Here is a 25,621-nt window from a genome sequence, read left to right as displayed (position 1 = left end):
TTAATAATTTGATTTAATTTTCTTTTTGTAATGTTTTTATGTCTGCTATTAATTGTTGAACAGACGTTTTATTTAATCCGTTATAAATGCCACGTATGTGTCTGTTTTTATCTATAAGGACAAAATTTTCAGTATGCAAAAAATCAGCTTCTGTTTTATCAATACCTAAATCTTCTTCTGCAAAATAAGCTTGTCGTCCAAGGTCATAAATTTGCTTTCTATCTCCTGTTACCAAATGCCATTTACTGTTAATAATGCCTTTCGTTTCGGCATAACGCTTTAATGCAGACACTGAATCCGTTTCAGGAGTTACCGAATGCGAAAGCAACAACACATCATCATCTTCAAGAAATTCTTCTTGCAAGACCATCATATTTGCTGTCATTTTCGGACAAATACCTGGGCAGGTCGTAAAGAAAAAATCAGCTATGTAAATTTTATTTTTGAAAGTTTCTTCAGTTACTTCTTGTCCTAGCTGATTTACTAAATTAAAACTTGGTATTCTATGCATGATATCAGCTTCTTCACTATCTACATCTAACCAATGCGGTGTAAATGTGGCTTCTTTATAAAATGGTAGTGCAGCTACTCTACTGGTCTTTTTTGAAGCTGAATTGTCCCTACAGCTCAAACAACTAAGAATTAGACTCAAACCAACGATGTATTTAATATTGTACATTTTCATCTTCAAGCTGATAACATAGATTTGCACGTTTTAATCCGAAAATTCGTCCGTTTTTTGCTTCGTAATTATTATAAATTTTTCCATTTTCACGCCAGGCTCTTTGTAAGCCTTCTTCTTTCCCATTGACAATAGTCATTTCCTTAAACTTACTTCCAGATTTATACCATTGTTTCTGAATGCCATTAACAACTCCATTTGTATAATAAGTTTCCGAACGCAAATTGCCATTATTCCACCATGATTGTACTTTTCCATGTTGGAGTCCGTTAACATAATAAGCTTCAAAACTTAATGTACCATCAGGAAACCATTTTTTGTAATGTCCATGTCGTTTACCTTCGGCATATTCAATAACTTCTGCTTTCAGGTTTTCAGAATAGTATTTTACTGAAGTTCCACTAAAGCGTTGATTTTGATAATACATCAACCCCAAATTGGCTTTCAGCTCTAACTCGCTCTTATCAATTACCCGTTCATTTTCAGAAGGATTAAAAACTTCAGTGTAAGCCATAGTCTTCTGCTCTTCCTTTTGACAAGAAGACATTATCAACAGACTCACAAGTAGTGCTGTTTTACTGAATATTACTTGGAGTGCCTTGATAATCGCCTGGAAATAAAATGTAAAACTGATTTAAAAAGGGTTCATTTTGAATATGATAATGATATTCTGAAGCACCTTCACTATGTTGCGTTGTACTTGTATGACCTCCTGAAACATCTAAATCTGTAGGATAGTCATTATTAGAGTTGCATTTTCTTCCATAAAGAAAAAAACCGTCAGCAATAATTCCTATTAATGCATCATCATCATTAGACCACGCTTTAGTTTCTAAATGATAGTGATAACTTTGCGGTCCTGTATGTGCAGCTGTATAATCAAGAGATCCAACAGCACTATTTAAGGGAATATTTGGTCCTTCTTCATCATTATAAATCATCGATCCAGAAACAGCTATACCAATAGGTCCCAATCCTGTAGAAGTAGATGTTGCAGCCAATTGTGGATTAGCAGAAACTGTAAGCGTATAACTTCCGACGAAATCATCAATATTTCCAGGTGCCATCATTTCATAAGATGTAACAGTTGGCTCTACAAATAAAGGGTGATTTACAGCAGCTGCAGGAGTTACCAAAGTATTTCCCATTGGATCAACAGCAGTACGCTCTGTTGTATTTGACCAATATGGAGACGTATGATTGGGCAATCCGTTACTTTCAATAACCACATTAGAACCACTTAACATAATGTCTGTATTGTCGGTATCAAACTCTGCAAAAGCAAGATGCAATGATGATGTTGTTGAAGCCGTTGAAAAACTAAAAGGCGCTGAACTACTTCCACCATTCCCATCAGAAGAAACAACAGTTCCAGAATAATTAGTTGAAGGCGTTAAAGCCGTTACATCTAACGTTAAAACCGATAAAGATGAAGCTAATTCAGAGCCTTGTAACGTCACTGTATAAGTCACTGTATCTCCGTCAGCATCTGTAGCTTCCGTCCAGTTAATACTTGCTGTTGTTTCGGTAATTGAAGTTACACTAACTGCAAAACTTGAAGGTGCTTGATTAGTGGTTACTCCATCACCATCATTTCCAGAATTATCGTCATTACTACAAGCAAAAAAAGCGATAGCAACTAATACAAATGCCATTAAAATTTTAAAATAATTTTTCATCGATTTATGTTTGATATATTAATCTTATGTCTTTAGATGCGCTTTTAAAAAATAACTTGTGCTTGATTGTAATTTTTATAAAAAAAAGCTTTGCAATTTCTCACAAAGCCTTTTTAACAAAACTACTAACCAATCAAATTATCTTAATTATCTCTTTTTTTACGCTTAGATGAGGCAATATTATTATAAAACGTTTTTAATTCTTCCAAATCAAGTTCACTATCTTGATTTGCATCTATTTTTTGAAAGTTTTCAATTAAATCTCGTTTATTTTTGGCTGCAATTTCTAATTCATTTAAACTACCATCTTCATTATCATCAACTTCTTTAAGAACTTTTTCTGCAAATATTTTCTTAGGCTTTTTTCTATCGTTTAGTGATGCCTTTAACTCGTCTAAATCTATTACTTCATCACTATTTGTATCAATTTCTTCAAAAACTTCAGCAATTTTTCCCCTCTCATCAGCTGAAGCTTCGTCTTTATCAATAACACCATCATTGTTAGTGTCTAATTTTGAAAAAACTTCTGTAGCATCAGGTTTGTTATTTCTTTGTTGATTTCCACCTTGACCTCTTCCTCCTCTTTGTCCACCACCTCGAGAACCTTGAGCATGCAAACTAGCAGTGAGTAGTACTGTAAAAATGATAAAAGCTATTTTAAATGTAGTTCTCATACGATTTATTTTAATTACGCTCTTTTCTTTTAGGTTTAGGTGCTTTTTTAAATTCTTCTTCAGTAATAAATCCATCCTCATCTGTATCGACTTTATCAAATTCGTCTTTTAGTGGACCTTTGACTTCATCTTTAGAAAGCTTACTATCTTCATTAGCATCCATTTCTTTTAGAAGCTGTTCAAATGTTGGTGGTTTTTTATGAACCTTACCATTTGCTTGTGCATAGGAACTAGTTGACATACATATTGTCATTCCAAATACAATCACTAGTGTTTTAAATAGGCTACTTTTCATCATTTATTATTTTATTGTTATGTTTATTTAGATGTAGAAAACTGAAATAACTTGTGCCTGACAGTGTTAAATAAAACAAAAAATAAGACCTTCAGTTAAGATGAAGGTCATTGTCTCTTTTTTAAATTAATCACGTCGTGGTGGCCGTCTGTGATCATCTTTACCATTGGGAGGTGGAGGTCTTTTTCCATGATCGTTTTGACGTAAAGCATCCATTAATATGGTTTTAAATTTTTCTTTTTGCTTATCATTTGCAATTTCTTGTATCGCTCTAAAATGATAAAATATTTCTTTTTCTTGTTCTTTTTCTTTGACACAAATTAATGACATCAAAGAATCTATGACCGACTCATTTATAGTTTCATCAAATAAGTTAGGAAATAAATTATCTTTAAGATCTTTTATTTCATCAGATAAACGCTTCATGGTTTCATGATGTTCTTCACTTTTTACATTAAATTGCTCTAACTGTGTTGCATCGAAATTGAGCTCTTTAACAATAAAATCTCTATTTCTTTTTGGCTCTATTCTCTTATTATCGTTTCCACCTTTCAGGTAATTGAACAAGAAAAAACCATTAACTATAATAAGAAAGATAAGCAAGACGTATAAAATTGTATTCTTCTTCATGACTTAATTAAATAATGAGGTTTCAGTAGTTGGAGTTAAACCGTAAGTTTCAGCAAACTGGTTTATATTCTCATTATACGTTGTTTCTTTTAACTTAGTAAATGCAAATGCATTCAAAACAATTACAAAGGTTAATGTCACTAACTGTAATTGAGGTGTAAACCATGACCAATATTTTTGTGTTTCTTCCTGTTTAACAAATAAACAATCTAAGGTTTTATCCTTAAAAAAAGGCGATGCTTTTACGTCTTGTATTGATTCAATTGAATCAAACGTATCCTGAACTTTTTTATTAATTTTAATATTAGATTTCATAACTAATTATTTAGATGCATAAGTTTTAAAAAACTTGCGCTACTGTTCATTTTTATAATAATTTTCTAATGTATTTTGTAAATTCTTTTTTGCCCTAAACATTAAGGATTCTACTGATGACAGACTTTTTTCTGTAATATCAGAGACTTCCTGATAACTTTTACCATCGACTTTATGCAAGGTAAAAACCAAACGTTGGGCTTCTGGCAAACCATTTATAGCGAGAAAAAGTGTTTCATTTTTTTCCTTATTCTCTAAAATAATTCCAGGATGATTCATTTCGGTAAAATATTTAGACCTGTCAATTTCAAATCCCTCTCCTGTGAGCGATTGTAAAAAAGCAAAACGTTTTTTAGTGTTACGTTTTCTTATAAATTCTAAGCATTTATTGGTTGTGATTCTGTAAATCCATGTCGAAAGTGCAGAATCACCTTTAAATTTAGAAATTGAATTAAACACCTCAACAAAAACTTCTTGAGCAATGTCTTCAGCATCTTCTTTATTAGGAATAAACGACAAACAGGTTGCATAAACCTTATGCTGATAGTCATCAATTAATTTACTGTACGAGGCTCGACTCTTACTTTTTAGTGCTTCTATGAATTCGTTGTCTGTCAAAAAAAAATAACTAAATTTTACGTTGTTAAATTTAGATGCGTTTAAAAATAAAAACTTGCGCTAGGTTTTATTTTTTCAAAAGGTAACACTTTCTTAGAAACACTTCAATATTTCAACTTTTAATGTACCTTTGCATGCTTAATTTTTTATAATGCGTTTACACAGAAATTTATGTTTTGCTGTTATTGATGGATTAACCTTAATCTTCAATGAAGGAAAATATGCAGATAAAGTCATACAACAACTCCTTAAACGTGATAAACGTTGGGGAAGTCGCGACAGAGCCTTTGTTGCAGAAACTACATATGACATCGTTAGATGGAAACGCTTATACTCAGAAATTGCGGAAGTAAAAGCGCCTTATGATCGAGATAATATTTGGCGAATTTTCGCGGTTTGGGCAACATTAAGAGGCATTAAATTACCAGATTGGAGCTATTTTGAATCGACTCCTACTCGAAAAATTAAAGGTCGTTTTGACGAATTATCTAAAACTAGAAAGTATAAAGAGTCTATTGCAGACTGGATGGATGAGCTCGGAGTTAAAGAGCTTGGAGAATCTGTTTGGTCGAAAGAAATTTCAGCTTTAAATGAACAGGCTGATGTTATTTTAAGAGTAAACACCTTAAAAACGACTAAAGAAAAATTACAATCTGAACTCTTTGATCTTGGTTTAGAAACCGAAGCCATCAAAGGCTATCCAAATGCCTTACGATTAATAGAACGTGCTAATGTCTTTCAAACGGAAGCGTTTAAAAATGGCCATTTTGAAGTTCAGGATGCATCGTCTCAATTAGTTGCTGAATTTTTAGATGTGCAACCAGGAATGCGTGTTGTAGATACTTGCGCTGGAGCTGGAGGAAAAACATTGCACTTGGCTTCTCTAATGGATAATAAAGGTCAGGTCATTGCTTTAGATATCTACGGAAACAAACTCAATGAGTTGAAACGTAGAGCGAAACGAAATGGTGCGTTTAACATTGAAACCAGAGCCATCGAATCGACTAAAGTCATCAAAAAATTATATGATAAAGCAGATCGCGTTTTAATTGATGCACCTTGCTCCGGATTAGGGGTTTTAAGACGAAATCCTGATGCCAAATGGAAACTGCAACCTGAATTTATTGAAGATATTAAAAAGACACAGCAAGAGATTTTACAACAATATTCTCGCATTGTAAAACCTGGTGGCAAATTGGTTTATGCTACATGTTCGGTATTACCTTCAGAAAACAGAAAACAAGTTGACACTTTTTTAACATCTGAACACGGAAAAGAATTTACCTTTGTAAAAGAAAATAACGTTTTTGCCCACAAATCTGGATTCGACGGATTTTATATGGCATTGCTTGAAAAGAAAAAATAATACAACAATGAAGCATTTTTACACTATATTAATAACACTTTTTACATTAACTGTTTCGGCACAAATTCCTGCAGGATATTACGATTATGCAACTGGAACAGGTTACACCTTAAAAACACAACTTAAAAAAATCATCAATGACATTGATGATCCTGAGATAAGTAATACTGTTGAAGAAGAGCACAATCCACAAAGTTATAATGCATTAGATAATTTCAATTCAACTTATGAAAGAGATTATTATTACGAAACAAATGGTGACAATACCATTTTAGACATGTATTCTGAAAATCCAACGGGTTCAGACCCATACACTTTTACGCCTGGATCTGATGAATGTGGTAATTACAATAGTGAAGGGGATTGTTACAACAAAGAACATGTGATTCCACAATCGGTGTTTAGTTCACAAGCTCCAATGTATAGCGATGCGCATCATTTAATTCCTGCTGATGGTCGTGTTAACGGATTCAGAGGAAACTTCCCGTTTGGCCGTGTTAATGATAGCCAATTGGCTAATCAGTCAGGAATTACAAATCCGACTCAAAATGGCTCAAAACTTGGTAACAATTTAAATAGTGGCTATTCTGCAGGATATTCTAACACGGTTTTTGAACCTATAGATGAATTTAAAGGAGATATTGCTCGCATCTATTTTTACTTTGTTACGCGTTATGAAGATCAAGTGCCAGGATGGTCATCATATCCAATGTTTGTTAATGATCCTAATAAAGGATTAGCAGATCCGTTTCTAAACATCTTAATTACATGGCATCAAATGGATCCTGTGTCGCAAAAAGAAATCGATCGAAACAATAACATTTTTTACAACCATCAAAATAACAGAAACCCGTTTGTAGATCATCCAGAGTATGTGGCTTTAATTTGGGACACCACTCCAGATACTGAAGCGCCTACAGATCCAACAAACTTAGTAGCTTCTAACCCAACAGATAACAGTATCGATTTAACATGGACGGCTTCAACCGATAATATAGCTGTAGCATCATATGATATTTATGTTGATGGAACTAATACTTTTAATACTACTGGAACTTCATTTACAGCTACAGGATTAACAGCAGATACAAACTATTGCTTTACAGTTAAAGCTAAAGACGCTTCTGGAAATGAATCAGATTTTAGTAACCAGGATTGCGAAACTACAACCAACAACGGAAGTTCAGGAGGTGATATTGATATTTTCTTTTCTGAATATTTAGAAGGAAGTGGTAGTAACAAAGCATTAGAGATTGCTAATTTTACTGGCTCAGCCGTAAGTCTTTCAGTGTACACAATCAAGCTAAGTGCTAATGGTTCTGGAGTTTGGACTTCAGGATTTCCTTTTCCAAATGGAGCAACAATCACAAATGGAGATGTATATGTAGTTGCTAATGGTGGTGCAAATGATTGTTCTGCCGAGTACAACTATCTAAATAACGATATGACATCTTTTAATGGAAATGATGCTATTGGTTTATTTAAAAATGATGTGCTTCTTGATATCATTGGTGAATTAGGAAACTCAGCTGTTTATGCTGAAAACACGATTTTAGTCAGAAAACCTACAGTAGATCGACCAACAACAACTTTTGACATCGTAAACGAATGGGATATTGCGGCTAACTGTGACGACCTAGGTGAGCATACACAAACTTTAAGTCTAGATGAAGTTGATTTAAATGCATTTAAGGTGTATCCAAATCCGGTAAATAATATATTACATATTGATCTTAATTCTTCAAAAGAAACACAAATTGAAGTCTATAATGTATTAGGTAAACGTGTTATCTCTAAAACTATACATAACTCTTCAACCTTAAACACAGAACAGTTAACTGATGGCATTTACATATTACGCGTAACACAAGGTAATAGCACTATCAGCAAAAAACTTATTAAAAATTAAGTTTTAAATATTTGATTTAAAAAGGCCAGAATAATTTAATTACTCTGGTCTTTTTTAGTTAATAACAACGTGAATAACTCAGAATATTCAAGGCAATAATATGCTCTAAATACGTCGAAAAAAAGTAAATTTGTAGTTTACAAAACACAACACAAACTAAGACATAATGATTCATTTCTTCGGAAACCAAAACAGTAAGGTATTTGCTGTTCAAGTCACAAAAGAATTATCAACTGAAGCCATCTCAAAACTGGTATGGCTTTTTGGCAACCAGCCTAAAATAGAACAAGCATCTCTCGATGCTTTTTTTGTTGGACCAAGAGCTGCAATGATCACACCATGGAGCACTAATGCTGTTGAAATCACCCAAAACATGGGAATTCTAAATATTGTAAGAATTGAAGAGTTTGTCAACGTTACTGAAGATTTCGAGGATTATGATCCTATGATTTCTGAAAAATTTAAAGGCTTACATCAAAACACTTTTACCATTGAAATCAAACCTGAAGCGATTCTTAATATTGAAGATATTTCAGCTTACAATCAACAGGAAGGGCTAGCTTTAAATGATGAAGAAATTGAATATCTGGAAGGTGTTTCAAAAAAAATCGGCCGACCGTTAACCGACTCTGAAGTTTTTGGATTTTCCCAGGTGAATTCGGAGCATTGTCGTCATAAAATTTTCAACGGAACCTTTGTTATCGACGGCGAAGAGAAGCCTACCTCGCTTTTCAAAATGATCAAAGAAACATCGAAGCAACATCCTAACGATATTGTTTCAGCATATAAAGATAATGTCGCTTTTATAAAAGGTCCGACAGTAGAACAATTTGCTCCTAAACGTGCAGATATTCCTGATTATTATACAACTAAAGAATTTGAATCTGTCATTTCACTTAAAGCCGAAACCCACAATTTCCCAACAACAGTTGAGCCTTTTAATGGAGCAGCAACTGGTTCAGGTGGAGAAATACGTGACCGATTGGCTGGAGGAAAAGGATCCTTACCATTAGCTGGAACTGCAGTTTATATGACTGCTTATTCAAGATTAGAAAACGACAGACCTTGGGAGCAAAAATTCGAAGCTCGTAAATGGTTGTATCAAACACCAATCGATATTTTAATCAAAGCCTCAAATGGAGCGTCAGACTTTGGAAACAAATTTGGTCAGCCCTTAATCTGCGGATCAGTTTTAACCTTCGAACATGAAGAGAAAAACAGAAAACTAGGCTACGACAAAGTTATCATGCAAGCTGGTGGCATTGGTTACGGAAAAGCCGATCAAGCTCTAAAAGACACACCTAAACCTGGAGATAAAGTGGTGATTTTAGGTGGAGAAAACTATCGCATCGGAATGGGTGGAGCTGCAGTATCTTCAGCAGATACTGGTGAATTTGCTTCAGGAATTGAACTCAACGCTGTGCAACGTTCTAATCCTGAAATGCAAAAACGTGCTGCAAATGCGGTTCGTGGTATGGTTGAAAGTGATGAAAATCATATTGTTTCCATTCATGATCATGGTGCTGGTGGTCACTTAAATTGTTTAAGTGAATTGGTAGAAGATACTGGTGGACATATAGATTTAGATAAATTACCTGTTGGAGATCCAACACTTTCTGATAAAGAAATTATTGGCAACGAATCTCAAGAACGTATGGGATTGGTTATAGCTAAAGAGCATTTACAAATCTTACACGATATTGCTGATAGAGAACGTGCTCCTATTTACGATGTTGGTGAAGTTACTGGTGACTTTCGATTTACATTTGAATCTAAAACTAATGGTCATAAACCCATGGATTTAGCTTTGGGTGATATGTTTGGAAGTTCTCCAAAAACTATAATGACCGATAAAACGGTTACCAGAGATTATGTTGCAATTACCTATGATTCTAATAATTTCTACAACTACTTAGACCAACTCCTGCAGCTTGAAGCTGTGGCTTGCAAAGACTGGCTCACAAATAAGGTAGATCGTTGTGTTGGTGGTAAAGTTGCTAAGCAACAATGTGCTGGAGCCTTACAATTACCACTCAACAATGTTGGTGTTATGGCTTTAGATTATAAAGGAAAAGAAGGTATTGCGACATCAATTGGTCACTCACCTATTTCCGGATTAGTAAATCCGAAAGCAGGAAGCAGAAATAGCATTACTGAAGCATTAACAAATATCATTTGGGCACCATTAAAAGATAATTTACAGTCAGTTTCACTATCTGCCAACTGGATGTGGCCCTGCAAAAACGAAGGTGAAGATGCTCGCTTATATGAAGCGGTTCAGGCGATTTCAGAATTCGCTATCGATTTGGGCATCAATGTTCCTACAGGGAAAGATTCCTTATCTATGAAGCAAAAGTATCCTGATGGTGAAGTCATTGCACCTGGAACTGTGATCATTTCTGCAGCTGCAAATTGTAACGATATTACTAAAGTTGTTGAGCCTGTACTTCAAAAAAATGCAGGAGACATCTACTACATTAATCTTTCTCAAGATGCTTTTAAATTAGGTGGAAGTTCTTTCGCTCAGATTTTAAACACCATAGGAAATGAAGTTCCTAACGTGCAAAGCGCTTCATATGTTAAAACCGTTTTCAATACCATTCAGAAACTCATAAAAGACGATAAAATTGTTGCTGGACATGACGTGGCTTCAGGCGGTTTAATAACAACCTTACTGGAACTTTGTTTTGCTGAAACTAATTTAGGAGCCGAATTGGATCTTTCCAACTTGAAAGAAAAAGATTCTTTCAAAATACTATTTGCTGAAAATTCAGGTCTGGTTTTTCAGTCTAAAGATAAGTCTGTAGAAGCAATTCTTTCAGAAGCAAATATTGAATTTTTCAACATAGGTAAAGTCACTTCAAGCGATGTACTTAGCATTATTAACGACAATGAAGTATTTACCATGACCATTTCCAGATTAAGAGACATGTGGTTTAAAACCTCTTACCTGCTCGATCAGAAACAGACTGCCCATGGTTTAGCAAAAACACGATTTGAAAATTATGCGATTCAACCGTTAACTTATAAGTTTCCAAAACATTTTACAGGAAAACTTCCAGAAATTGATAATAGCAAACCAAGACCTAAAGCTGCAATTTTACGTGAAAAAGGTAGTAACTCTGAGCGTGAAATGGCAAATGCTATGTATCTCGCAGGATTTGATGTTAAAGATGTTCACATGACCGATTTAATTTCTGGTCGCGAAACTCTAGAAGATATTAAATTCCTTGGTGCAGTTGGTGGTTTTTCAAATAGTGATGTTTTAGGTTCAGCTAAAGGTTGGGCTGGAGCTATTAAATACAATGAAAATGCCAATAAAGCCATTAAGAATTTCTTTGAAAGAAAAGACACCTTATCGGTTGGTATATGCAATGGTTGTCAGTTGTGGATGGAGTTAGATCTTATTAATCCAGAACACGAGACGCATGGCAAAATGATTCATAATGATTCTCATAAACACGAGAGTAGTTTTACCTCTGTTACTATTGAAGACAACAACTCCATTATGCTCTCAACACTAGCCGGAAGCACGTTAGGTGTCTGGATTTCGCATGGTGAAGGTAAATTTAGTTTGCCTTATGAAGAAAACAAATACAACATTGTAGCAAAATATGGTTATGCTGACTATCCTGCAAATCCGAATGGTTCCGATTTTAACACGGCTATGCTATGTGACAAAACTGGTCGCCATTTAGTGACTATGCCACATATTGAGCGTTCAACATTTCAGTGGAATTGGGCCAACTATCCAAAAAAGAGAAAGGATCTGGCTTCACCATGGCTTGAAGCTTTTGTAAATGCCAGAAAGTGGATAGAAAATAACTAATTTTCTAATAATAAAGTATTTATAATCAAAAATAATGTGTTATTTTACCTACAAATAGCATATTAATGACTCTCAACTATTTTGACCATAGTCCAGTTTCAAATATCATAGAAGAATACTATGAATTGAAATTCAGTAATGAAAGCGTTCCATTTGAATCTACTGTGCTTCCTATCGGCAATACACATATAACATGTGTGTTTTATGGTGAACAAAAAACGATAACACACAAAACGGAAACCCCTTTAACTGATCTTGTAATTAGTGGTCAATTTTTCAGATCGTATCAATTTTTAACATTAAAAGCTTCCCACTCTTTCGGAATTAGTTTCCATCCAACTGCTCTGTTTAAAATTTTAAATACTGACATTTCAGAACTTTACAATAAACACCTTCAACTGTCTCAGTATAATAATGACTTATATCTGATCTTAAAACCGATAATTAAAAACTCAGATTCTTCAGAAGCTATAGTTCAAAATCTAAATGATGTGTTTAAAAATATCAATTTATACAGTAATAAAAATACTGATGAAATTGATAAAGCTATAGAAATCATCAAACAAAAAGATGGCCTTTTAAACATTCGAGAGATCTTAGACGAAATAAAAATTTCGCAAAAAACATTAGAAAATCAATTCAAAAAAATTGTGGGTTTAACTCCTGGAAAATACACGCGACTGTATCGGTTTTTAAAGTTAATGAGAAGGTATGAAAGTCAGGAAATTGATTTAAACGATTTAATTCTCATGTACAATTACTACGACAGATCTCATTTTACAAAAGATTTTAAATTATTTATGCATCAATCTCCAAAAAAATACTTCAATACCAACAATCGATTGCTAAATGAATATTTAAACAAATAACTTTTTCGATTTTTTACAACACATCTTCAATTTTTGTTATTAAGTTTATCATCTACTTATCAGCTATATTAAGATCAATTTAATTATAGGGTTATATTTAAGTTTTTTAGTTAGTATTATTTATAGTTAGATAAATTTAAATGAGAAGCTATGTCACGATAGCTTCTTTTTTTATACTCCCATTCCAAACAATAAAGTATGTATTTGCGATATCTTGATTAATTAACTATTTTGCATATCCTTATAAAAAATTACTAATGACAAATGTTACACGCCTTTTTGATTTTCCATATTACCAGTTAGAAAACAAACCAAATCCTACTGCTTTGGTCACCAAATATAATGGAAAATGGATACCAACATCTACCCAAGAATATGTTGACAAAGCAAATGCTGTGAGTAGAGCACTATTGAAATTAGGTGTTAAAAAAAATGATAAAATTGCTGTCATTTCTTCAACTAATAGAACAGAGTGGAATATTATGGATATAGGAATACTCCAAATAGGAGCACAAAATATTCCAATTTATCCAACCATCAGTGCTGAAGATTATGAGTACGTTTTAAATCATAGTGAATCAATTTACTGTTTTATCTCCGATGAAGATGTTCTGCAAAAAGTGAATAAAATCAAAGCAAAGACGCAATTGAAAGACGTATTTTCCTTTGATGATATAAAAAGCTGCAAACATTATTCAGAATTGTTTGAACTTGGTAAAGATGAAAGCAATCAAGCTGAAGTTGAAGCTCGTAAAGCCGACGTAAAACCTGAAGATTTAGCCACAATCATCTATACTTCTGGAACTACTGGTACTCCAAAAGGCGTCATGTTGTCTCATCATAACATCACTAGTAACGCTTTAGATAGTGTCCCTAGATTACCACTAATTGATGGCGAAACGAGAATATTAAGTTTTCTTCCTATATGCCATATTTTTGAGCGTGTCCTTATATATATTTATCAATATGCTGGCACAAGTATCTATTTTGCAGAAGCTCTAGATAAAATTGGTGAGAATGCTAAAGAAGTGAAGCCTCACTTAATGAGTGTTGTACCTCGTTTACTTGAAAAAGTATTTGATAAAATCATGCTTAAAGCCGATGATCTAACTGGAATTAAACAGAAATTATTTTATTGGGCCGTGAGTTTAGGAGAACAATGGGAACCTTATGGAGCCAATGGAGCCTGGTATGAGTTTAAACTAAAAATTGCTAATAAGTTAATTTTCAGCAAATGGAGAGAAGCTTTAGGTGGTGAACTAAATACAATGGTTTCTGGTAGTGCAGCGCTGCAACCGCGTCTGTCGAGAGTTTTTTCTGCTGGTGGCATGCAAGTTATGGAAGGTTATGGCCTTACTGAAACGTCTCCTGTCGTTTCCGTTGGAATGTACAGAGAAAAGCATTACAAAGTAGGAACTGTTGGTAAACCGATTAGAAACGTAGAAGTAAAAATTGCTGAAGATGGAGAAATTCTAATTAAAGGACCAAATGTAATGATGGGCTACTATAAAGATCCTGAAAAAACGGCTAGCGTTATGACTGATGATTACTTCCATACAGGTGACAAAGGCGAAATTGATAAGGATGGCTTTCTCAAAATTACGGGTCGGAAAAAAGAAATGTTTAAAACTTCTGGAGGAAAATATATCATTCCTACACTACTGGAAAATGAATTAAAACAATCTCTTTTTATTGAGCAAATCATGGTTATTGGTGAAGGTGAAAAAATGCCTGCAGCTATCATTCAACCAAATTTCGAATTTATACGGGATTGGATTAAACATAAAGGACATGCTGTTGGAACTTCCGAAAAAGATATAGCAAATTCTGAGATCATCATTCAAAGAATTCAAAAAGAAGTTGACAAATACAATAAAAGATTTGGAAAGTGGGAACAAATTAAGCGATTTGAACTTACTCCAGAAGCATGGACTATCGATGCTGGACATCTTACACCAACTATGAAAATGAAACGAGAAGTAATTAAAGGAATTTATCAAAACCTCTACGATAAGATTTACAGACATTAATCTCATTGCATTTTTGTTAAAATTTTTCTACAAAATTTACTAATTTTTAATTTTTTGTGTTAAAAAAAGTATATTTATACTACTAACTAATACATTTTATAAAATGAACACAAAATCTTTTTTAGTTGCTGGCATCGTCGGTGGTATAGTTAACTGGCTATTGGGCTGGTTTTTTTATGGAATTTTACCTGAAGATTTTTACACACAACCCAAAGACACTATCAAAACAATGGTTTCTATTTTATCTGGTTGTATAACTGTTGGTTTGTTTATCTCCTATATTTTCAATAGATGGGCACGAATTTCTACTGCTAAAAATGGTGCAAAAGCTGGTGCCATAATTGGAATTTTCATGGGACTTATAGCCAATCTATTTAACATGGCTTTTGTAAAAGGTTTAACCTATGCTATGTTTGCTGCAGACGTAATCATTACTATTATTATGGCAACTATAACTGGTGCAGTCATAGGATTATTGATAGGTAAACTGAATTCAGATTAAACACTATTAAAAAGACATATTTAAGACGCTTCATTTACATGAAGCGTTTTTCATTTAAACCTAGTTTTCACATTCAATGTACTATGCATGCATAATTTTATCTTAAATACTATGCATGCATAGTATTTTTTTAGTATATTTGGATTTCAAATCATGCTGTATGAAAGATAAAACTATTGACTACATCTTAAGAACCACCTGGTTAGCAGTAAATAAAATGTATAACGAAGAGGCATCCCAGTTTGGAACAACGATGGCAACTGGTTTTGCACTCTTAAGTATTGATCCGGAAAATGGAACCCCCTCAACTTCTCTTGGACCTAAAATGGGAATGGAAGCGACAAGTTTATCTCGCACCTTGAAAACAATGGAAGAGAAAGGTTTAATTGAACGTAAACCAAACCCTGAAGATGGCAGAGGTGTTTTAATATACCTGACGGAATTTGGCAGAGAAAAAAGAGCATACTCCAGAGAAAAAGTACTTACTTTTAATGAAACCATTAAAAATAATGTTTCTCATGAGGAACTTACTAACTTCTATAAAGTAGCTGAAGTCATTAACAATATGATTTCAAATAAACAGATATACAAACAAAAAGAACACATTTTAAAATAAGATGAGTAAACGTAGAATAAAAAAAATAGCCATTATTGGTTCAGGAATTATGGGAAGCGGAATTGCTTGCCATTTTGCTAATATTGGAGTCGAGGTCCTTTTACTAGACATTGTACCAAGAGAACTCAACGATAAAGAAAAAGCTAAAGGTTTAACTTTAGAAGACAAGATTGTAAGAAACAGATTGGTAAATGATGCTTTAGCTGCATCTATAAAATCTAAACCTGCACCACTCTATCATCCTTCTTTTGCTAATCGTATCACTACAGGAAATCTTGATGATGATATTTCGAAAGTAAAAGATGTGGATTGGATTATGGAAGTTGTTGTTGAACGTTTAGATATCAAACAACAAGTTTTTGAAAAACTAGAAAAATACAGAACTCCAGGAACGTTAATTACTTCAAATACGTCTGGTATTCCTATTAAATTTATGAGTGAAGGTCGTAGCGAAGATTTTCAGAAACATTTCTGCGGAACACACTTCTTTAATCCTGCGCGTTACCTTAAATTATTTGAAATCATTCCAGGCCCAAAAACGGAAGCTTCTGTTTTAGAGTTCCTCAATGGATATGGTGAACAATTCCTCGGAAAAACATCGGTCATTGCTAAAGACACACCTGCTTTTATAGGAAACCGAATCGGAATTTTTAGCATCATGAGCTTGTTTCACGCTGTTAAAGATTTAGATCTTACTATTGAAGAAGTCGATAAGTTATCAGGACCAGTTATTGGTCGTCCGAAATCGGCTACTTTCAGAACGGTTGATGTTGTTGGATTAGACACTTTAGTTCACGTAGCTAACGGAATTAGAGAAAATTGTCCAAATGATGAACGTCATGAGTTGTTTCAGCTACCAGATTTCATCAATAAAATGATGGAGAACAAATGGCTAGGAAGTAAAACCGGTCAAGGTTTTTATAAAAAAGTAAGAAAAGACGATGGTTCTTCTGAAATTCTATCATTAGACCTTAATACATTAGAGTATCGTTCTGCTCAAAAAGCAAAATTTGCAACTCTGGAATTGACAAAAACGGTAGATAAAGTTGTTGATCGTTTTAAAATACTGGTTAGTGGAAAAGATAAAGCTGGTGAATTCTACAGAAAGAGTTTCGCTGCCTTATTTGCCTATGTATCCAATCGTATTCCTGAAATCACTAATGATTTATACAAAATTGATGATGCGATGAAAGCCGGATTTGGTTGGGAACATGGACCTTTCCAAATTTGGGATGCTATTGGAGTTGAAAAAGGAATCGAAATGATGAAAGCTGAAGGTTTAGAACCTAATGCTTGGGTAAACGACATGTTAGCTTCTGGAAGTACCTCATTCTATTCGGTTAAAGATGGAGCGACCTATGCGTATGATATTCCGAAGAAATCACAAGAAAAAATTCCTGGACAAGACAGCTTTATCATATTAGATAATATCAGAAAATCTAATGAAGTATTTAAAAACTCTGGTGTTGTTGTTGAAGATTTAGGTGATGGCATATTAAATGTAGAATTCCAATCTAAAATGAATACCATTGGTGGCGACGTTCTAGCTGGATTAAATAAAGCAATTGATTTGGCTGAAAAAGATTTCGCAGGATTGGTTGTTGGTAATCAAGCTGCTAATTTCTCTGTTGGTGCAAACATCGGAATGATTTTCATGATGGCTGCCGAACAAGAATATGATGAGCTTAATATGGCGATTAAATACTTCCAGGACACTATGATGCGTATGCGTTACTCAGCAATTCCAACAGTTTCTGCTCCTCATGGAATGGCACTTGGTGGTGGTTGTGAGTTATCAATGCATGCAGATAAAGTGGTTGCTGCTGCTGAAACGTATATCGGACTTGTAGAGTTTGGTGTTGGTGTGATTCCAGGTGGTGGAGGTTCTAAAGAGATGGCGCTAAGAGCTCAAGATACGTTTAGAAAAGGTGATGTCGAACTTAATGTACTTCAAGATTATTTCCTGACTATTGGTATGGCAAAAGTTGCGACGTCTGCTTATGAAGCATTCGATTTAGGAATTCTTCAGGAAGGGAAAGACATAGTGGTTGTTAATAAAGATAGACAAATTGCAACGGCAAAAGCACATGCTAAATTAATGGCAGATGCTGGATATACCCAACCTGTAAAACGAAATGATATTAAAGTACTGGGCAAGCAAGCGTTGAGTATGTTTTTAGTAGGAACTGATTCTATGCAAGCGAGTCATTACATCAGTGAACATGATAAGAAAATCGCAAACAAGTTAGCTTATGTTATGGCTGGTGGCGATTTATCTGAACCAACTTTAGTAAGCGAGCAATACTTATTGGATTTAGAACGCGAAGCCTTCTTGTCACTTTGTACTGAACGTAAAACGTTAGAAAGAATTCAGCACATGTTAAAAACAGGAAAACCGTTAAGAAACTAAGAAAAATGAAAACAGCATATATAGTAAAAGCATATAGAACAGCCGTTGGTAAAGCACCAAAAGGCGTGTTCCGTTTTAAAAGAACAGATGAGTTGGCAGCAGAAACCATCAAATACATGATGAAAGAATTGCCAAATTTAGATCCAAAACGTATTGACGATGTTATTGTTGGTAACGCCATGCCTGAAGGTTCTCAAGGATTAAATATGGCTCGCTTAATTTCTTTAATGGGATTGGAAGTGATTGATGTTCCTGGTGTTACTGTCAACCGGTTTTGCTCTTCAGGAGTAGAAACTATTGGAATGGCAACAGCAAAAATTCAAGCAGGAATGGCAGATTGCATCATTGCAGGTGGAGCAGAAAGCATGAGCAGTGTTCCAATGACTGGTTTTAAACCAGAATTAAATTACGATGCCATTGTAAAAGCTGGTCACGAAGACTATTATTGGGGAATGGGAAATACTGCTGAAGCAGTCGCAAACCAGTTTAAAGTGTCTCGTGAAGATCAAGACGAATTTGCATACAATTCTCACATGAAAGCCTTAAAAGCCCAAGCTGAAAATCGCTTTCAAGATCAAATCGTACCTATAGAAGTTGAACAAACTTATATCGATTCCAACGGTAAAAAAACCACAAAATCGTACACAGTAACTAAGGATGAAGGACCTCGAGCAGGAACTAGCAAAGAAGCGTTAGCAAAATTACGTCCTGTATTTGCTGCTGGAGGAAGCGTAACTGCAGGAAATTCATCGCAAATGAGTGATGGTGCAGCTTTCGTTATGGTTATGAGTGAAGATATGGTTAAAGAATTAGGATTACAGCCTATTGCTAGAATGGTAAATTATGCTGCTGCAGGTGTTGAACCTCGTATTATGGGAATTGGTCCAGTAAAAGCTATTCCAAAAGCGTTAAAACAAGCTGGTTTGAAACAAGATGATTTAGCACTTATTGAATTGAATGAAGCCTTTGCTTCACAATCCTTAGCTGTTATTCGTGAGTTGAATTTAAATCCAGACATTATTAATGTGAATGGAGGAGCTATTGCACTTGGTCATCCATTAGGTTGTACAGGAGCAAAACTTTCTGTGCAGTTATTTGATGAAATGCGTAAGCGTGAAATGAAAGGTAAATATGGAGCGGTAACTATGTGTGTAGGAACTGGTCAAGGTGCTTGTGGCATATTTGAGTTTCTTAATTAAGAATAAAGACGAATAGAAGCAAGAGACAAGACTATGCATAATTTCAAGAAATTAAAAATTTGGTCTGAAAGTATGGAGCTTGTGTCTGAATCTTATAAAATTACACGAACATTCCCTAAGTATGAAACTTAAGGATTAATAAGTCAGATGAATAGATGTGCTGTTTCAATTCCCTCAAACATATCCGAAGGATCAAGTAAAAGTTCGAACAAACACTTTGCTAATTATTTAGAGCATAGTTTAGGTTCTGCTTTTGAATGGGAAACACAACTAAATGTAGCTTTGAATGAAGACTACATTTCAGAAGATAAATTTGAAGAATTAGAAGACAAAATAAAACAAATACAAAAAATGATTACAAGTTTCAAATCTGGACTTAAATAGTCTTGACTCCTGACTCTTGAATCTTTAAATCTAAAAGAAAACAATGGAAGCAACTGAAAAAGATATCCTACGTGGAGGTCAATTCTTAGTAAAAGAAACAAAATGCGAAGACGTATTTACTCCTGAAGATTTTTCGGAAGAACAGAAAATGATGAAGGATGCTGTTATCGAATTTAACGATCGTGAAATCATTCCTTATAAACCTCGCTTTGAAGCCAAAGATTATGCGCTTACTGAAGACGTAATGCGTAAAGCAGGAGAACTTGGTTTTCTTGGAGTCGCTGTTCCTGAAGCCTATGGTGGACTCGGAATGGGATTCGTTTCAACATGTTTAACCTGTGATTACATTTCATCTGGGACAGGTTCTTTTAGTACAGCTTTTGGAGCACATACAGGTATTGGAACTATGCCAATAACCCTTTATGGTACTGAAGAACAAAAACAAAAATACGTTCCTAAATTAGCTACTGGCGAATGGTTTGGAGCCTATTGCTTAACCGAACCAGGAGCAGGATCTGATGCCAACTCCGGAAAAACAACTGCGGAATTGTCTGCGGATGGAAAATCCTATAAAATTAACGGACAAAAAATGTGGATTTCAAACGCAGGTTTCTGTCGTTTGATGATCGTTTTTGCTCGTATTGAAGATGATAAAAACATTACTGGATTTATTGTAGAATACGATAAAGACAATCCTAACGGAATTACATTAGGTGAAGAAGAACACAAATTAGGAATTCGTGCTAGTTCTACACGTCAGGTCTTTTTTAATGACACTGTTGTTCCTGTTGAAAACATGCTTGCAGGTCGTGGTGAAGGTTTTAAAATCGCTATGAATGCACTTAATGTTGGTCGAATTAAACTGGCTGCTGCTTGTTTAGATTCTCAAAGACGAATTTTAACCATTGCAGTTAATTATGCAAACGAACGTAAGCAATTTAAAACACCTATTGCCGATTTTGGTGCTATAAAAACCAAATTAGCAGAAATGGCTGCCAGTGCTTATGCTGGAGAATCTGCAACGTATAGAGCTGCAAAAAATATCGAAGATCGCATAGCAATTCGTGAAGCTTCTGGTAATTCGCATCAGGAAGCTGAACTTAAAGGTGTTGAAGAATATGCTATTGAATGTTCTATCCTTAAAGTAGCTGTTTCTGAAGATGTACAAAATTGTGCAGATGAAGGCATCCAGATTTTTGGTGGTATGGGATTCTCTGAAGAAACACCAATGGAAGCTGCCTGGAGAGATGCACGTATCGCTCGAATTTATGAAGGCACCAACGAAATTAATCGCATGCTTTCTGTTGGCATGTTAGTTAAAAAAGCCATGAAAGGTCATGTTGATTTACTCGGTCCAGCACAAGCTGTTCAAGAAGAACTTATGGGAATTCCTTCGTTTGAAACTCCAGACTATTCTGAATTATTTTCAGAAGAAAAGGACATGATCAAAAAGTTAAAAAAGGCATTCTTAATGGTTGCTGGTGGAGCCGTTCAAAAATTTGGTCCGCAATTAGAAGAACACCAACAGTTATTAATTGCTGCTGCAGATATATTAATTGAAATTTACATGGCTGAATCTGCAATTTTAAGAACTGAGAAAAATGCAAAACGTTTTGGCGAAGATGCACAATCTGCTCAAATTGCTATGGCTAAATTATACTTGTATCATGCTGTTGATATTGTTGAAGAAAAAGGAAAAGAAAGTATTATTTCATTTGCTGAAGGCGACGAGCAACGTATGATGTTAATGGGACTAAAACGTTTCACGAAATACGTTAACTATCCAGACATCGTAGATTTACGTATCGAAATCGCAGAAAAAGTTAAAGCCGAAAATAAATATTGTTTTTAAAATTTAGGCTAATTCAAAATTTTCTTAACAATAGAAAGCCAATCCCCTAACGGGATTGGCTTTCGTTTTTTAGTATCTTTAGGCAACTAATTATAAAATATCACAATGAAATTTTACTCACTTCTCTTATTCTGCCTTATTTACAATTTTAGTTTTTCACAATCTAATACTGAAGTTTTTCTGTTTGATCTTGAAGTCAGTCCTTCAAAAATAGAAGTTAAAAATGGCAAAAACATTTCAAATAATGAGGGTTATGATAATCAACCTTCGTTTCTAAATGATAGATACATTCTATTTGCTTCAACAAGAAATGGTCAAACTGATATTGCCAAATACGATACGCGATACGACTCAAAATCATGGATGAATTTTACAGAAGGTGGAGAATACACACCATTGAAAATTCCTAATAGAAATGAAATCTCTGCAGTTCGTTTAGATACAGATGGCAAACAACGTCTATATAGTTATAATGCAAGTAATGGCGAATCTCAAGAACTCATTGAAAATTTAGTTGTAGCATATTATACGTGGTATGACGACCACACGATTGTTTCGGCTATCATCGAAGAAGAGAATTTAAACTTATATGTTAGCAATCTTCAGGATGGAACAAACAGAAAATATGCAAGCAACGTTGGTCGATCCTTTCACAGAATTCCGAATTCTAATCTGGTGAGTTTTATTTCAAAAGAAAATAAGAATCAATGGCAAATAAAATCTTTAAATCCAGAAACTGGTGCTATTAAAGTCATTGCAAATACCATAGAAGGCGTTGAAGATATTTGTTGGCTTGACGGTAAAACTTTACTCTCAGGAAAAGAAAGTACATTATTTAAACTTAGGCTTCAAAGGGATAATAATTGGAAGCAAATAACCGATTTATCATCGAACAACATCACTCAAATTACACGACTGGCAGTGAATTCAGAATCAAACAAACTACTCATCGCAGCCGATGTTAGTCTAAAAACTGAAATCTCTGAAACGACTGAAGAAACTTCTGAAACTACAAACACAAATACAGAAGTATCAACTTCTGCCAAAGCCATTGAAGCTGTTGTTCAGCGTAATCTGGATGCTTATAATGCCAGAGATATTGATGCCTTTATGAATGATTATGCAGATGCTATTAAATTATATGCATACCCAAACACCTTACAAACAGAAGGTAAAACAAAAATGAGAGAAAGTTATCAAAATTGGTTTGAACGCACACCAGACCTTAGAGCCTTCGTTAAAAAACGAATTGTCATAGGTAATAAAGTCATAGATGAAGAACAAGTTACAGCTAATGGTAAAATTTTAGAAGCCGTTGCCATTTATGAAGTTGAAAATGGAAAAATTATTAAAGTGACATTCATTCAATAAACACTATTATGAAATATCTTATTATCCTTTGTTTCGTATTTACATGGTCTTCAGGAGCCCAGAACAACATGCAAGTAGAACCTAAATTAGAAAACTGTGCCTGGATTTCTGGCAACTGGAAAGGTGAAGCTTTTGGTGGACAAACGGAAGAAAACTGGAGCGAACCATCAGCAGGTTCAATGATGGCAACTTTTAAATTAATTAATGATGGAAAAGTATCATTTTATGAAATCGAAATCATTAGAGAAGTTGAAAACACCTTAATTCTTCAATTAAAGCATTTTGATAATGATCTAAAAAGTTGGGAAACAAAAAATGAAACGGTTGACTTTCCCTTAAAAGAAATCACTGAAAATAAAGTTGTTTTTGAAGGCATGACCTTTGAAAAAGTCAGTGATACGGAAATGAACGTTTTTGTAGATATTGAAAATGAAGATGGCGAGATTCAAATTGTACAATTTAATTATAAGAAGCAATAATGATGAAATATATAATTATAGCTGTTTTATTATTTACTACAGTTTCAGAAGCTCAAAATCATCAAAAGATTTATGATATTATAGATAGTGTTTCAGCAAAACGCATAAAAAAAGACATAAAAACGTTAGTCGATTTCGGAACCAGACACACATTAAGCGATACGGTTTCAAATACAAGAGGCATTGGAGCTGCAAGACGATGGATTAAAAAAGAATTTGAAACCATTTCCAAAGATTGTGATAATTGTTTAAATGTATTTTATCAAAAAAACCTCGTTAAAAAAGGAGAAAACGATCGCATCACAAATGATGTTTGGGTCGTGAATGTTGTCGCTATTCAAAAAGGAACAACCTACCCAAACCGCTACATTATTATGAGTGGAGATATCGATTCAAGAGTTTCAGATCCTAACGATTTTACTTCAGACGCTCCAGGAGCTAATGATAATGCTTCGGGAATGGCTGGCGCTATAGAAGCCGCTCGTGTACTCTCTAAATATCAATTTGAAAATAGTATTATGTATGTTGGTTTATCTGGCGAAGAACAAGGCCTGTTTGGAGGAAAGGGATTGGCTGAATATGCAAAAAACCAGAACTGGAGCATTATTGGTGTGCTAAACAATGATATGATTGGAAATATTCAGGGTGTTGATGGTGTTATTGATAATCGAACCTTCAGAATATTTTCAGAACCTGTACCTCCAACTGAAACTGAAAAAGAACGGAAATCAAGACGTTTTTATGGTGGAGAAGTTGATGGTATTTCCCGGCAGTTGGCAAGATACGTCCATAAAACTGTAACTACTTACATGCCTGAAATGAACCCAATGTTAGTGTACAGATTAGATCGCTTTGGTCGAGGTGGTCATCACAGACCGTTTAATGATGTTGGTTTTCCAGGGATTCGGATTATGGAAGCTCATGAAAATTACACGCAGCAACATCAAGATATTCGTACAGAAAATGGTATTTCCTACGGTGATACTTTTGAACATGTAAATTTCGATTATGCTAAAAAACTCACAGCAGTAAATGCTATTACCATGGCTAATTTAGCTTCTGCTCCTCCTGCTCCATCAACTGTAGGCATTGGAGGCATTGTAGAACCTTCTGCAAAATTGAAATGGGATCCTGTTGAAGGTGCCAAGGGTTATAAAATTTATTGGAGAGATACTACTTCACCTACTTGGGATTATAGTCGATTTGTAGGTAATGTTACCATATTTACTTTAGAAGGTATTGTAATTGACAACTTTTACTTCGGAATAGCTTCCGTAGATGAAGAAGGCTATGAAAGCGTTGTTGTGTTTCCTAATGAAATAATGCGATAGTTTATGCCTGATATTGAAGCTCTTTATTTTGACACCGATTCGCAATGGCGAGAATGGTTGCATAATAACCATTACCAATCGGAAGGCGTGTACTTAATATTTTATAAAGTAGATCACGAAAGACAGTCGATGCGTTGGGAAGAAGCTGTAAAAGTGGCATTATGTTATGGTTGGATTGACTCTACAGTGAAAAGTTTAGGCAACGGAAAACGCAGACAATACTTTTGCCAGAGAAATGAAAAAAGTGTTTGGAGTGCTTTGAATAAAAACTATATACAAGAACTTACAAAAGCAGGACTGATGCATGAGAGCGGTTGGTCGAAAATTGAGATTGCAAAGCAAAACGGGAGCTGGACTGCTCTTGATGATGTTGAAAATGGCATGATACCTTCAGACTTACAAAAAGCATTTGATAAAAATCAGGAAGCATTTGAACATTATAACAATTTTGCGCCTTCCTATAGAAAAGGATATTTGTATTGGCTACATCAAGCCAAACGCCAAGTAACACGAGAAAAACGTATTGCTGAAATCATAGCGTGTTGTGCAAATAACATCAAAAGTAGAAGTAACTGGTAAAG

General features: G+C 34.5%; 23 protein-coding genes. 15 read left to right on the top strand and 8 right to left on the bottom strand.

Annotated elements, in window-relative coordinates:
- Positions 1 to 13: 13 nt before the first annotated feature.
- The 8 genes from TD18_RS13270 to TD18_RS13235 all read right to left on the bottom strand — a co-directional run bounded on the left by TD18_RS13270 (position 14) and on the right by TD18_RS13235 (position 4,893).
- Positions 14 to 631 carry an SCO family protein gene (locus TD18_RS13270; protein ID WP_316931633.1) on the bottom strand — a complete coding sequence of 206 codons (618 nt, stop codon included), beginning with the start codon at positions 629 to 631 and terminating at the stop codon, positions 14 to 16.
- A gap of 34 nt (positions 632 to 665) precedes the next feature.
- Positions 666 to 1,229, bottom strand: coding sequence for a toxin-antitoxin system YwqK family antitoxin (locus TD18_RS13265; protein ID WP_241480677.1), 564 nt, complete (start codon positions 1,227 to 1,229; stop codon positions 666 to 668).
- 28 nt (positions 1,230 to 1,257) lie between these two features.
- Entirely contained in the window at positions 1,258 to 2,361 is a 1,104-nt protein-coding gene (locus TD18_RS13260) for a fibronectin type III domain-containing protein (protein ID WP_152611381.1), read from the bottom strand.
- 143 nt (positions 2,362 to 2,504) lie between these two features.
- Positions 2,505 to 3,035, bottom strand: coding sequence for an EF-hand domain-containing protein (locus TD18_RS13255; protein WP_160289469.1), 531 nt, complete (start codon positions 3,033 to 3,035; stop codon positions 2,505 to 2,507).
- 10 nt (positions 3,036 to 3,045) lie between these two features.
- Positions 3,046 to 3,330: an EF-hand domain-containing protein gene (locus TD18_RS13250; protein ID WP_040254004.1), complete on the bottom strand. Its 285-nt coding sequence runs from the start codon at positions 3,328 to 3,330 to the stop codon at positions 3,046 to 3,048.
- Positions 3,331 to 3,456: 126 nt separating this feature from the next.
- Positions 3,457 to 3,960, bottom strand: coding sequence for a hypothetical protein (locus TD18_RS13245; RefSeq protein WP_040253474.1), 504 nt, complete (start codon positions 3,958 to 3,960; stop codon positions 3,457 to 3,459).
- A 3-nt stretch (positions 3,961 to 3,963) separates the two neighbouring features.
- Complete coding sequence (locus TD18_RS13240) at positions 3,964 to 4,275, bottom strand: hypothetical protein (RefSeq protein ID WP_040253471.1); 312 nt, start codon at positions 4,273 to 4,275, stop codon at positions 3,964 to 3,966.
- Between the two features lie 39 nt (positions 4,276 to 4,314).
- Positions 4,315 to 4,893 (bottom strand): RNA polymerase sigma factor, encoded by a 579-nt coding sequence (locus TD18_RS13235; RefSeq protein ID WP_040253468.1) that lies wholly within the window; start codon positions 4,891 to 4,893, stop codon positions 4,315 to 4,317.
- 151 nt (positions 4,894 to 5,044) lie between these two features.
- Here TD18_RS13235 and TD18_RS13230 point away from each other — a divergent pair, with 151 nt between their 5' ends.
- The 15 genes from TD18_RS13230 to TD18_RS13160 all read left to right on the top strand — a co-directional run bounded on the left by TD18_RS13230 (position 5,045) and on the right by TD18_RS13160 (position 25,619).
- Positions 5,045 to 6,259, top strand: a complete 1,215-nt coding sequence (locus TD18_RS13230) for an RsmB/NOP family class I SAM-dependent RNA methyltransferase (RefSeq protein WP_040253466.1) — start codon at positions 5,045 to 5,047, stop codon at positions 6,257 to 6,259.
- A 7-nt stretch (positions 6,260 to 6,266) separates the two neighbouring features.
- Positions 6,267 to 8,168: an endonuclease gene (locus TD18_RS13225; RefSeq protein WP_040254003.1), complete on the top strand. Its 1,902-nt coding sequence runs from the start codon at positions 6,267 to 6,269 to the stop codon at positions 8,166 to 8,168.
- A gap of 166 nt (positions 8,169 to 8,334) precedes the next feature.
- On the top strand, positions 8,335 to 11,997 hold the full coding sequence (gene purL / locus TD18_RS13220) for a phosphoribosylformylglycinamidine synthase (protein WP_040253464.1): 3,663 nt from the start codon (positions 8,335 to 8,337) through the stop codon (positions 11,995 to 11,997).
- 65 nt (positions 11,998 to 12,062) lie between these two features.
- Entirely contained in the window at positions 12,063 to 12,866 is an 804-nt protein-coding gene (locus tag TD18_RS13215) for a helix-turn-helix domain-containing protein (protein WP_040253461.1), read from the top strand.
- A 257-nt stretch (positions 12,867 to 13,123) separates the two neighbouring features.
- Positions 13,124 to 14,896: an AMP-dependent synthetase/ligase gene (locus TD18_RS13210; RefSeq protein ID WP_040253459.1), complete on the top strand. Its 1,773-nt coding sequence runs from the start codon at positions 13,124 to 13,126 to the stop codon at positions 14,894 to 14,896.
- Between the two features lie 103 nt (positions 14,897 to 14,999).
- Positions 15,000 to 15,398 carry a hypothetical protein gene (locus TD18_RS13205; RefSeq protein WP_040253456.1) on the top strand — a complete coding sequence of 133 codons (399 nt, stop codon included), beginning with the start codon at positions 15,000 to 15,002 and terminating at the stop codon, positions 15,396 to 15,398.
- A 160-nt stretch (positions 15,399 to 15,558) separates the two neighbouring features.
- A complete protein-coding gene (locus TD18_RS13200; protein WP_040253454.1) occupies positions 15,559 to 16,014 on the top strand; it encodes a MarR family winged helix-turn-helix transcriptional regulator in 456 nt (151 codons plus the stop codon).
- A 1-nt stretch (position 16,015) separates the two neighbouring features.
- A complete protein-coding gene (locus TD18_RS13195) occupies positions 16,016 to 18,424 on the top strand; it encodes a 3-hydroxyacyl-CoA dehydrogenase/enoyl-CoA hydratase family protein (protein ID WP_040253450.1) in 2,409 nt (802 codons plus the stop codon).
- A gap of 5 nt (positions 18,425 to 18,429) precedes the next feature.
- Positions 18,430 to 19,623, top strand: coding sequence for an acetyl-CoA C-acyltransferase (locus TD18_RS13190; RefSeq protein WP_040253448.1), 1,194 nt, complete (start codon positions 18,430 to 18,432; stop codon positions 19,621 to 19,623).
- Between the two features lie 138 nt (positions 19,624 to 19,761).
- On the top strand, positions 19,762 to 20,007 hold the full coding sequence (locus tag TD18_RS13185; RefSeq protein ID WP_316931635.1) for a four helix bundle protein: 246 nt from the start codon (positions 19,762 to 19,764) through the stop codon (positions 20,005 to 20,007).
- A gap of 43 nt (positions 20,008 to 20,050) precedes the next feature.
- Positions 20,051 to 21,859: an acyl-CoA dehydrogenase family protein gene (locus tag TD18_RS13180; RefSeq protein ID WP_040253446.1), complete on the top strand. Its 1,809-nt coding sequence runs from the start codon at positions 20,051 to 20,053 to the stop codon at positions 21,857 to 21,859.
- A gap of 105 nt (positions 21,860 to 21,964) precedes the next feature.
- Entirely contained in the window at positions 21,965 to 23,230 is a 1,266-nt protein-coding gene (locus TD18_RS13175; RefSeq protein ID WP_040253444.1) for a nuclear transport factor 2 family protein, read from the top strand.
- Between the two features lie 8 nt (positions 23,231 to 23,238).
- Positions 23,239 to 23,709 (top strand): DUF6265 family protein, encoded by a 471-nt coding sequence (locus tag TD18_RS13170; RefSeq protein ID WP_040253441.1) that lies wholly within the window; start codon positions 23,239 to 23,241, stop codon positions 23,707 to 23,709.
- Positions 23,710 to 23,711: 2 nt separating this feature from the next.
- On the top strand, positions 23,712 to 25,040 hold the full coding sequence (locus TD18_RS13165; RefSeq protein ID WP_040254002.1) for a M28 family peptidase: 1,329 nt from the start codon (positions 23,712 to 23,714) through the stop codon (positions 25,038 to 25,040).
- Positions 25,041 to 25,043: 3 nt separating this feature from the next.
- Positions 25,044 to 25,619 (top strand): YdeI/OmpD-associated family protein, encoded by a 576-nt coding sequence (locus TD18_RS13160; RefSeq protein WP_040253439.1) that lies wholly within the window; start codon positions 25,044 to 25,046, stop codon positions 25,617 to 25,619.
- Positions 25,620 to 25,621 lie beyond the last annotated feature (2 nt).

The sequence above is a fragment of the Psychroserpens mesophilus genome (assembly GCF_000826645.1).
In the GTDB taxonomy this organism is placed as follows: domain Bacteria; phylum Bacteroidota; class Bacteroidia; order Flavobacteriales; family Flavobacteriaceae; genus Psychroserpens; species Psychroserpens mesophilus.
This window is presented reverse-complemented; position numbering and strand designations above follow the sequence as displayed.

Coding starts and splice junctions, on each gene's coding strand:
- TD18_RS13265 (WP_241480677.1), bottom strand. CDS start 1,229: ATGTCTTCTTGTCAAAAGGAAGAGCAGAAGACTATGGCTTACACTGAA.
- TD18_RS13260 (WP_152611381.1), bottom strand. CDS start 2,361: ATGAAAAATTATTTTAAAATTTTAATGGCATTTGTATTAGTTGCTATC.
- TD18_RS13255 (WP_160289469.1), bottom strand. CDS start 3,035: ATGAGAACTACATTTAAAATAGCTTTTATCATTTTTACAGTACTACTC.
- TD18_RS13250 (WP_040254004.1), bottom strand. CDS start 3,330: ATGAAAAGTAGCCTATTTAAAACACTAGTGATTGTATTTGGAATGACA.
- TD18_RS13245 (WP_040253474.1), bottom strand. CDS start 3,960: ATGAAGAAGAATACAATTTTATACGTCTTGCTTATCTTTCTTATTATA.
- TD18_RS13240 (WP_040253471.1), bottom strand. CDS start 4,275: ATGAAATCTAATATTAAAATTAATAAAAAAGTTCAGGATACGTTTGAT.
- TD18_RS13230 (WP_040253466.1), top strand. CDS start 5,045: ATGCGTTTACACAGAAATTTATGTTTTGCTGTTATTGATGGATTAACC.
- TD18_RS13225 (WP_040254003.1), top strand. CDS start 6,267: ATGAAGCATTTTTACACTATATTAATAACACTTTTTACATTAACTGTT.
- purL (WP_040253464.1), top strand. CDS start 8,335: ATGATTCATTTCTTCGGAAACCAAAACAGTAAGGTATTTGCTGTTCAA.
- TD18_RS13215 (WP_040253461.1), top strand. CDS start 12,063: ATGACTCTCAACTATTTTGACCATAGTCCAGTTTCAAATATCATAGAA.
- TD18_RS13210 (WP_040253459.1), top strand. CDS start 13,124: ATGACAAATGTTACACGCCTTTTTGATTTTCCATATTACCAGTTAGAA.
- TD18_RS13205 (WP_040253456.1), top strand. CDS start 15,000: ATGAACACAAAATCTTTTTTAGTTGCTGGCATCGTCGGTGGTATAGTT.
- TD18_RS13200 (WP_040253454.1), top strand. CDS start 15,559: ATGAAAGATAAAACTATTGACTACATCTTAAGAACCACCTGGTTAGCA.
- TD18_RS13195 (WP_040253450.1), top strand. CDS start 16,016: ATGAGTAAACGTAGAATAAAAAAAATAGCCATTATTGGTTCAGGAATT.
- TD18_RS13190 (WP_040253448.1), top strand. CDS start 18,430: ATGAAAACAGCATATATAGTAAAAGCATATAGAACAGCCGTTGGTAAA.
- TD18_RS13180 (WP_040253446.1), top strand. CDS start 20,051: ATGGAAGCAACTGAAAAAGATATCCTACGTGGAGGTCAATTCTTAGTA.
- TD18_RS13175 (WP_040253444.1), top strand. CDS start 21,965: ATGAAATTTTACTCACTTCTCTTATTCTGCCTTATTTACAATTTTAGT.
- TD18_RS13170 (WP_040253441.1), top strand. CDS start 23,239: ATGAAATATCTTATTATCCTTTGTTTCGTATTTACATGGTCTTCAGGA.
- TD18_RS13165 (WP_040254002.1), top strand. CDS start 23,712: ATGAAATATATAATTATAGCTGTTTTATTATTTACTACAGTTTCAGAA.
- TD18_RS13160 (WP_040253439.1), top strand. CDS start 25,044: ATGCCTGATATTGAAGCTCTTTATTTTGACACCGATTCGCAATGGCGA.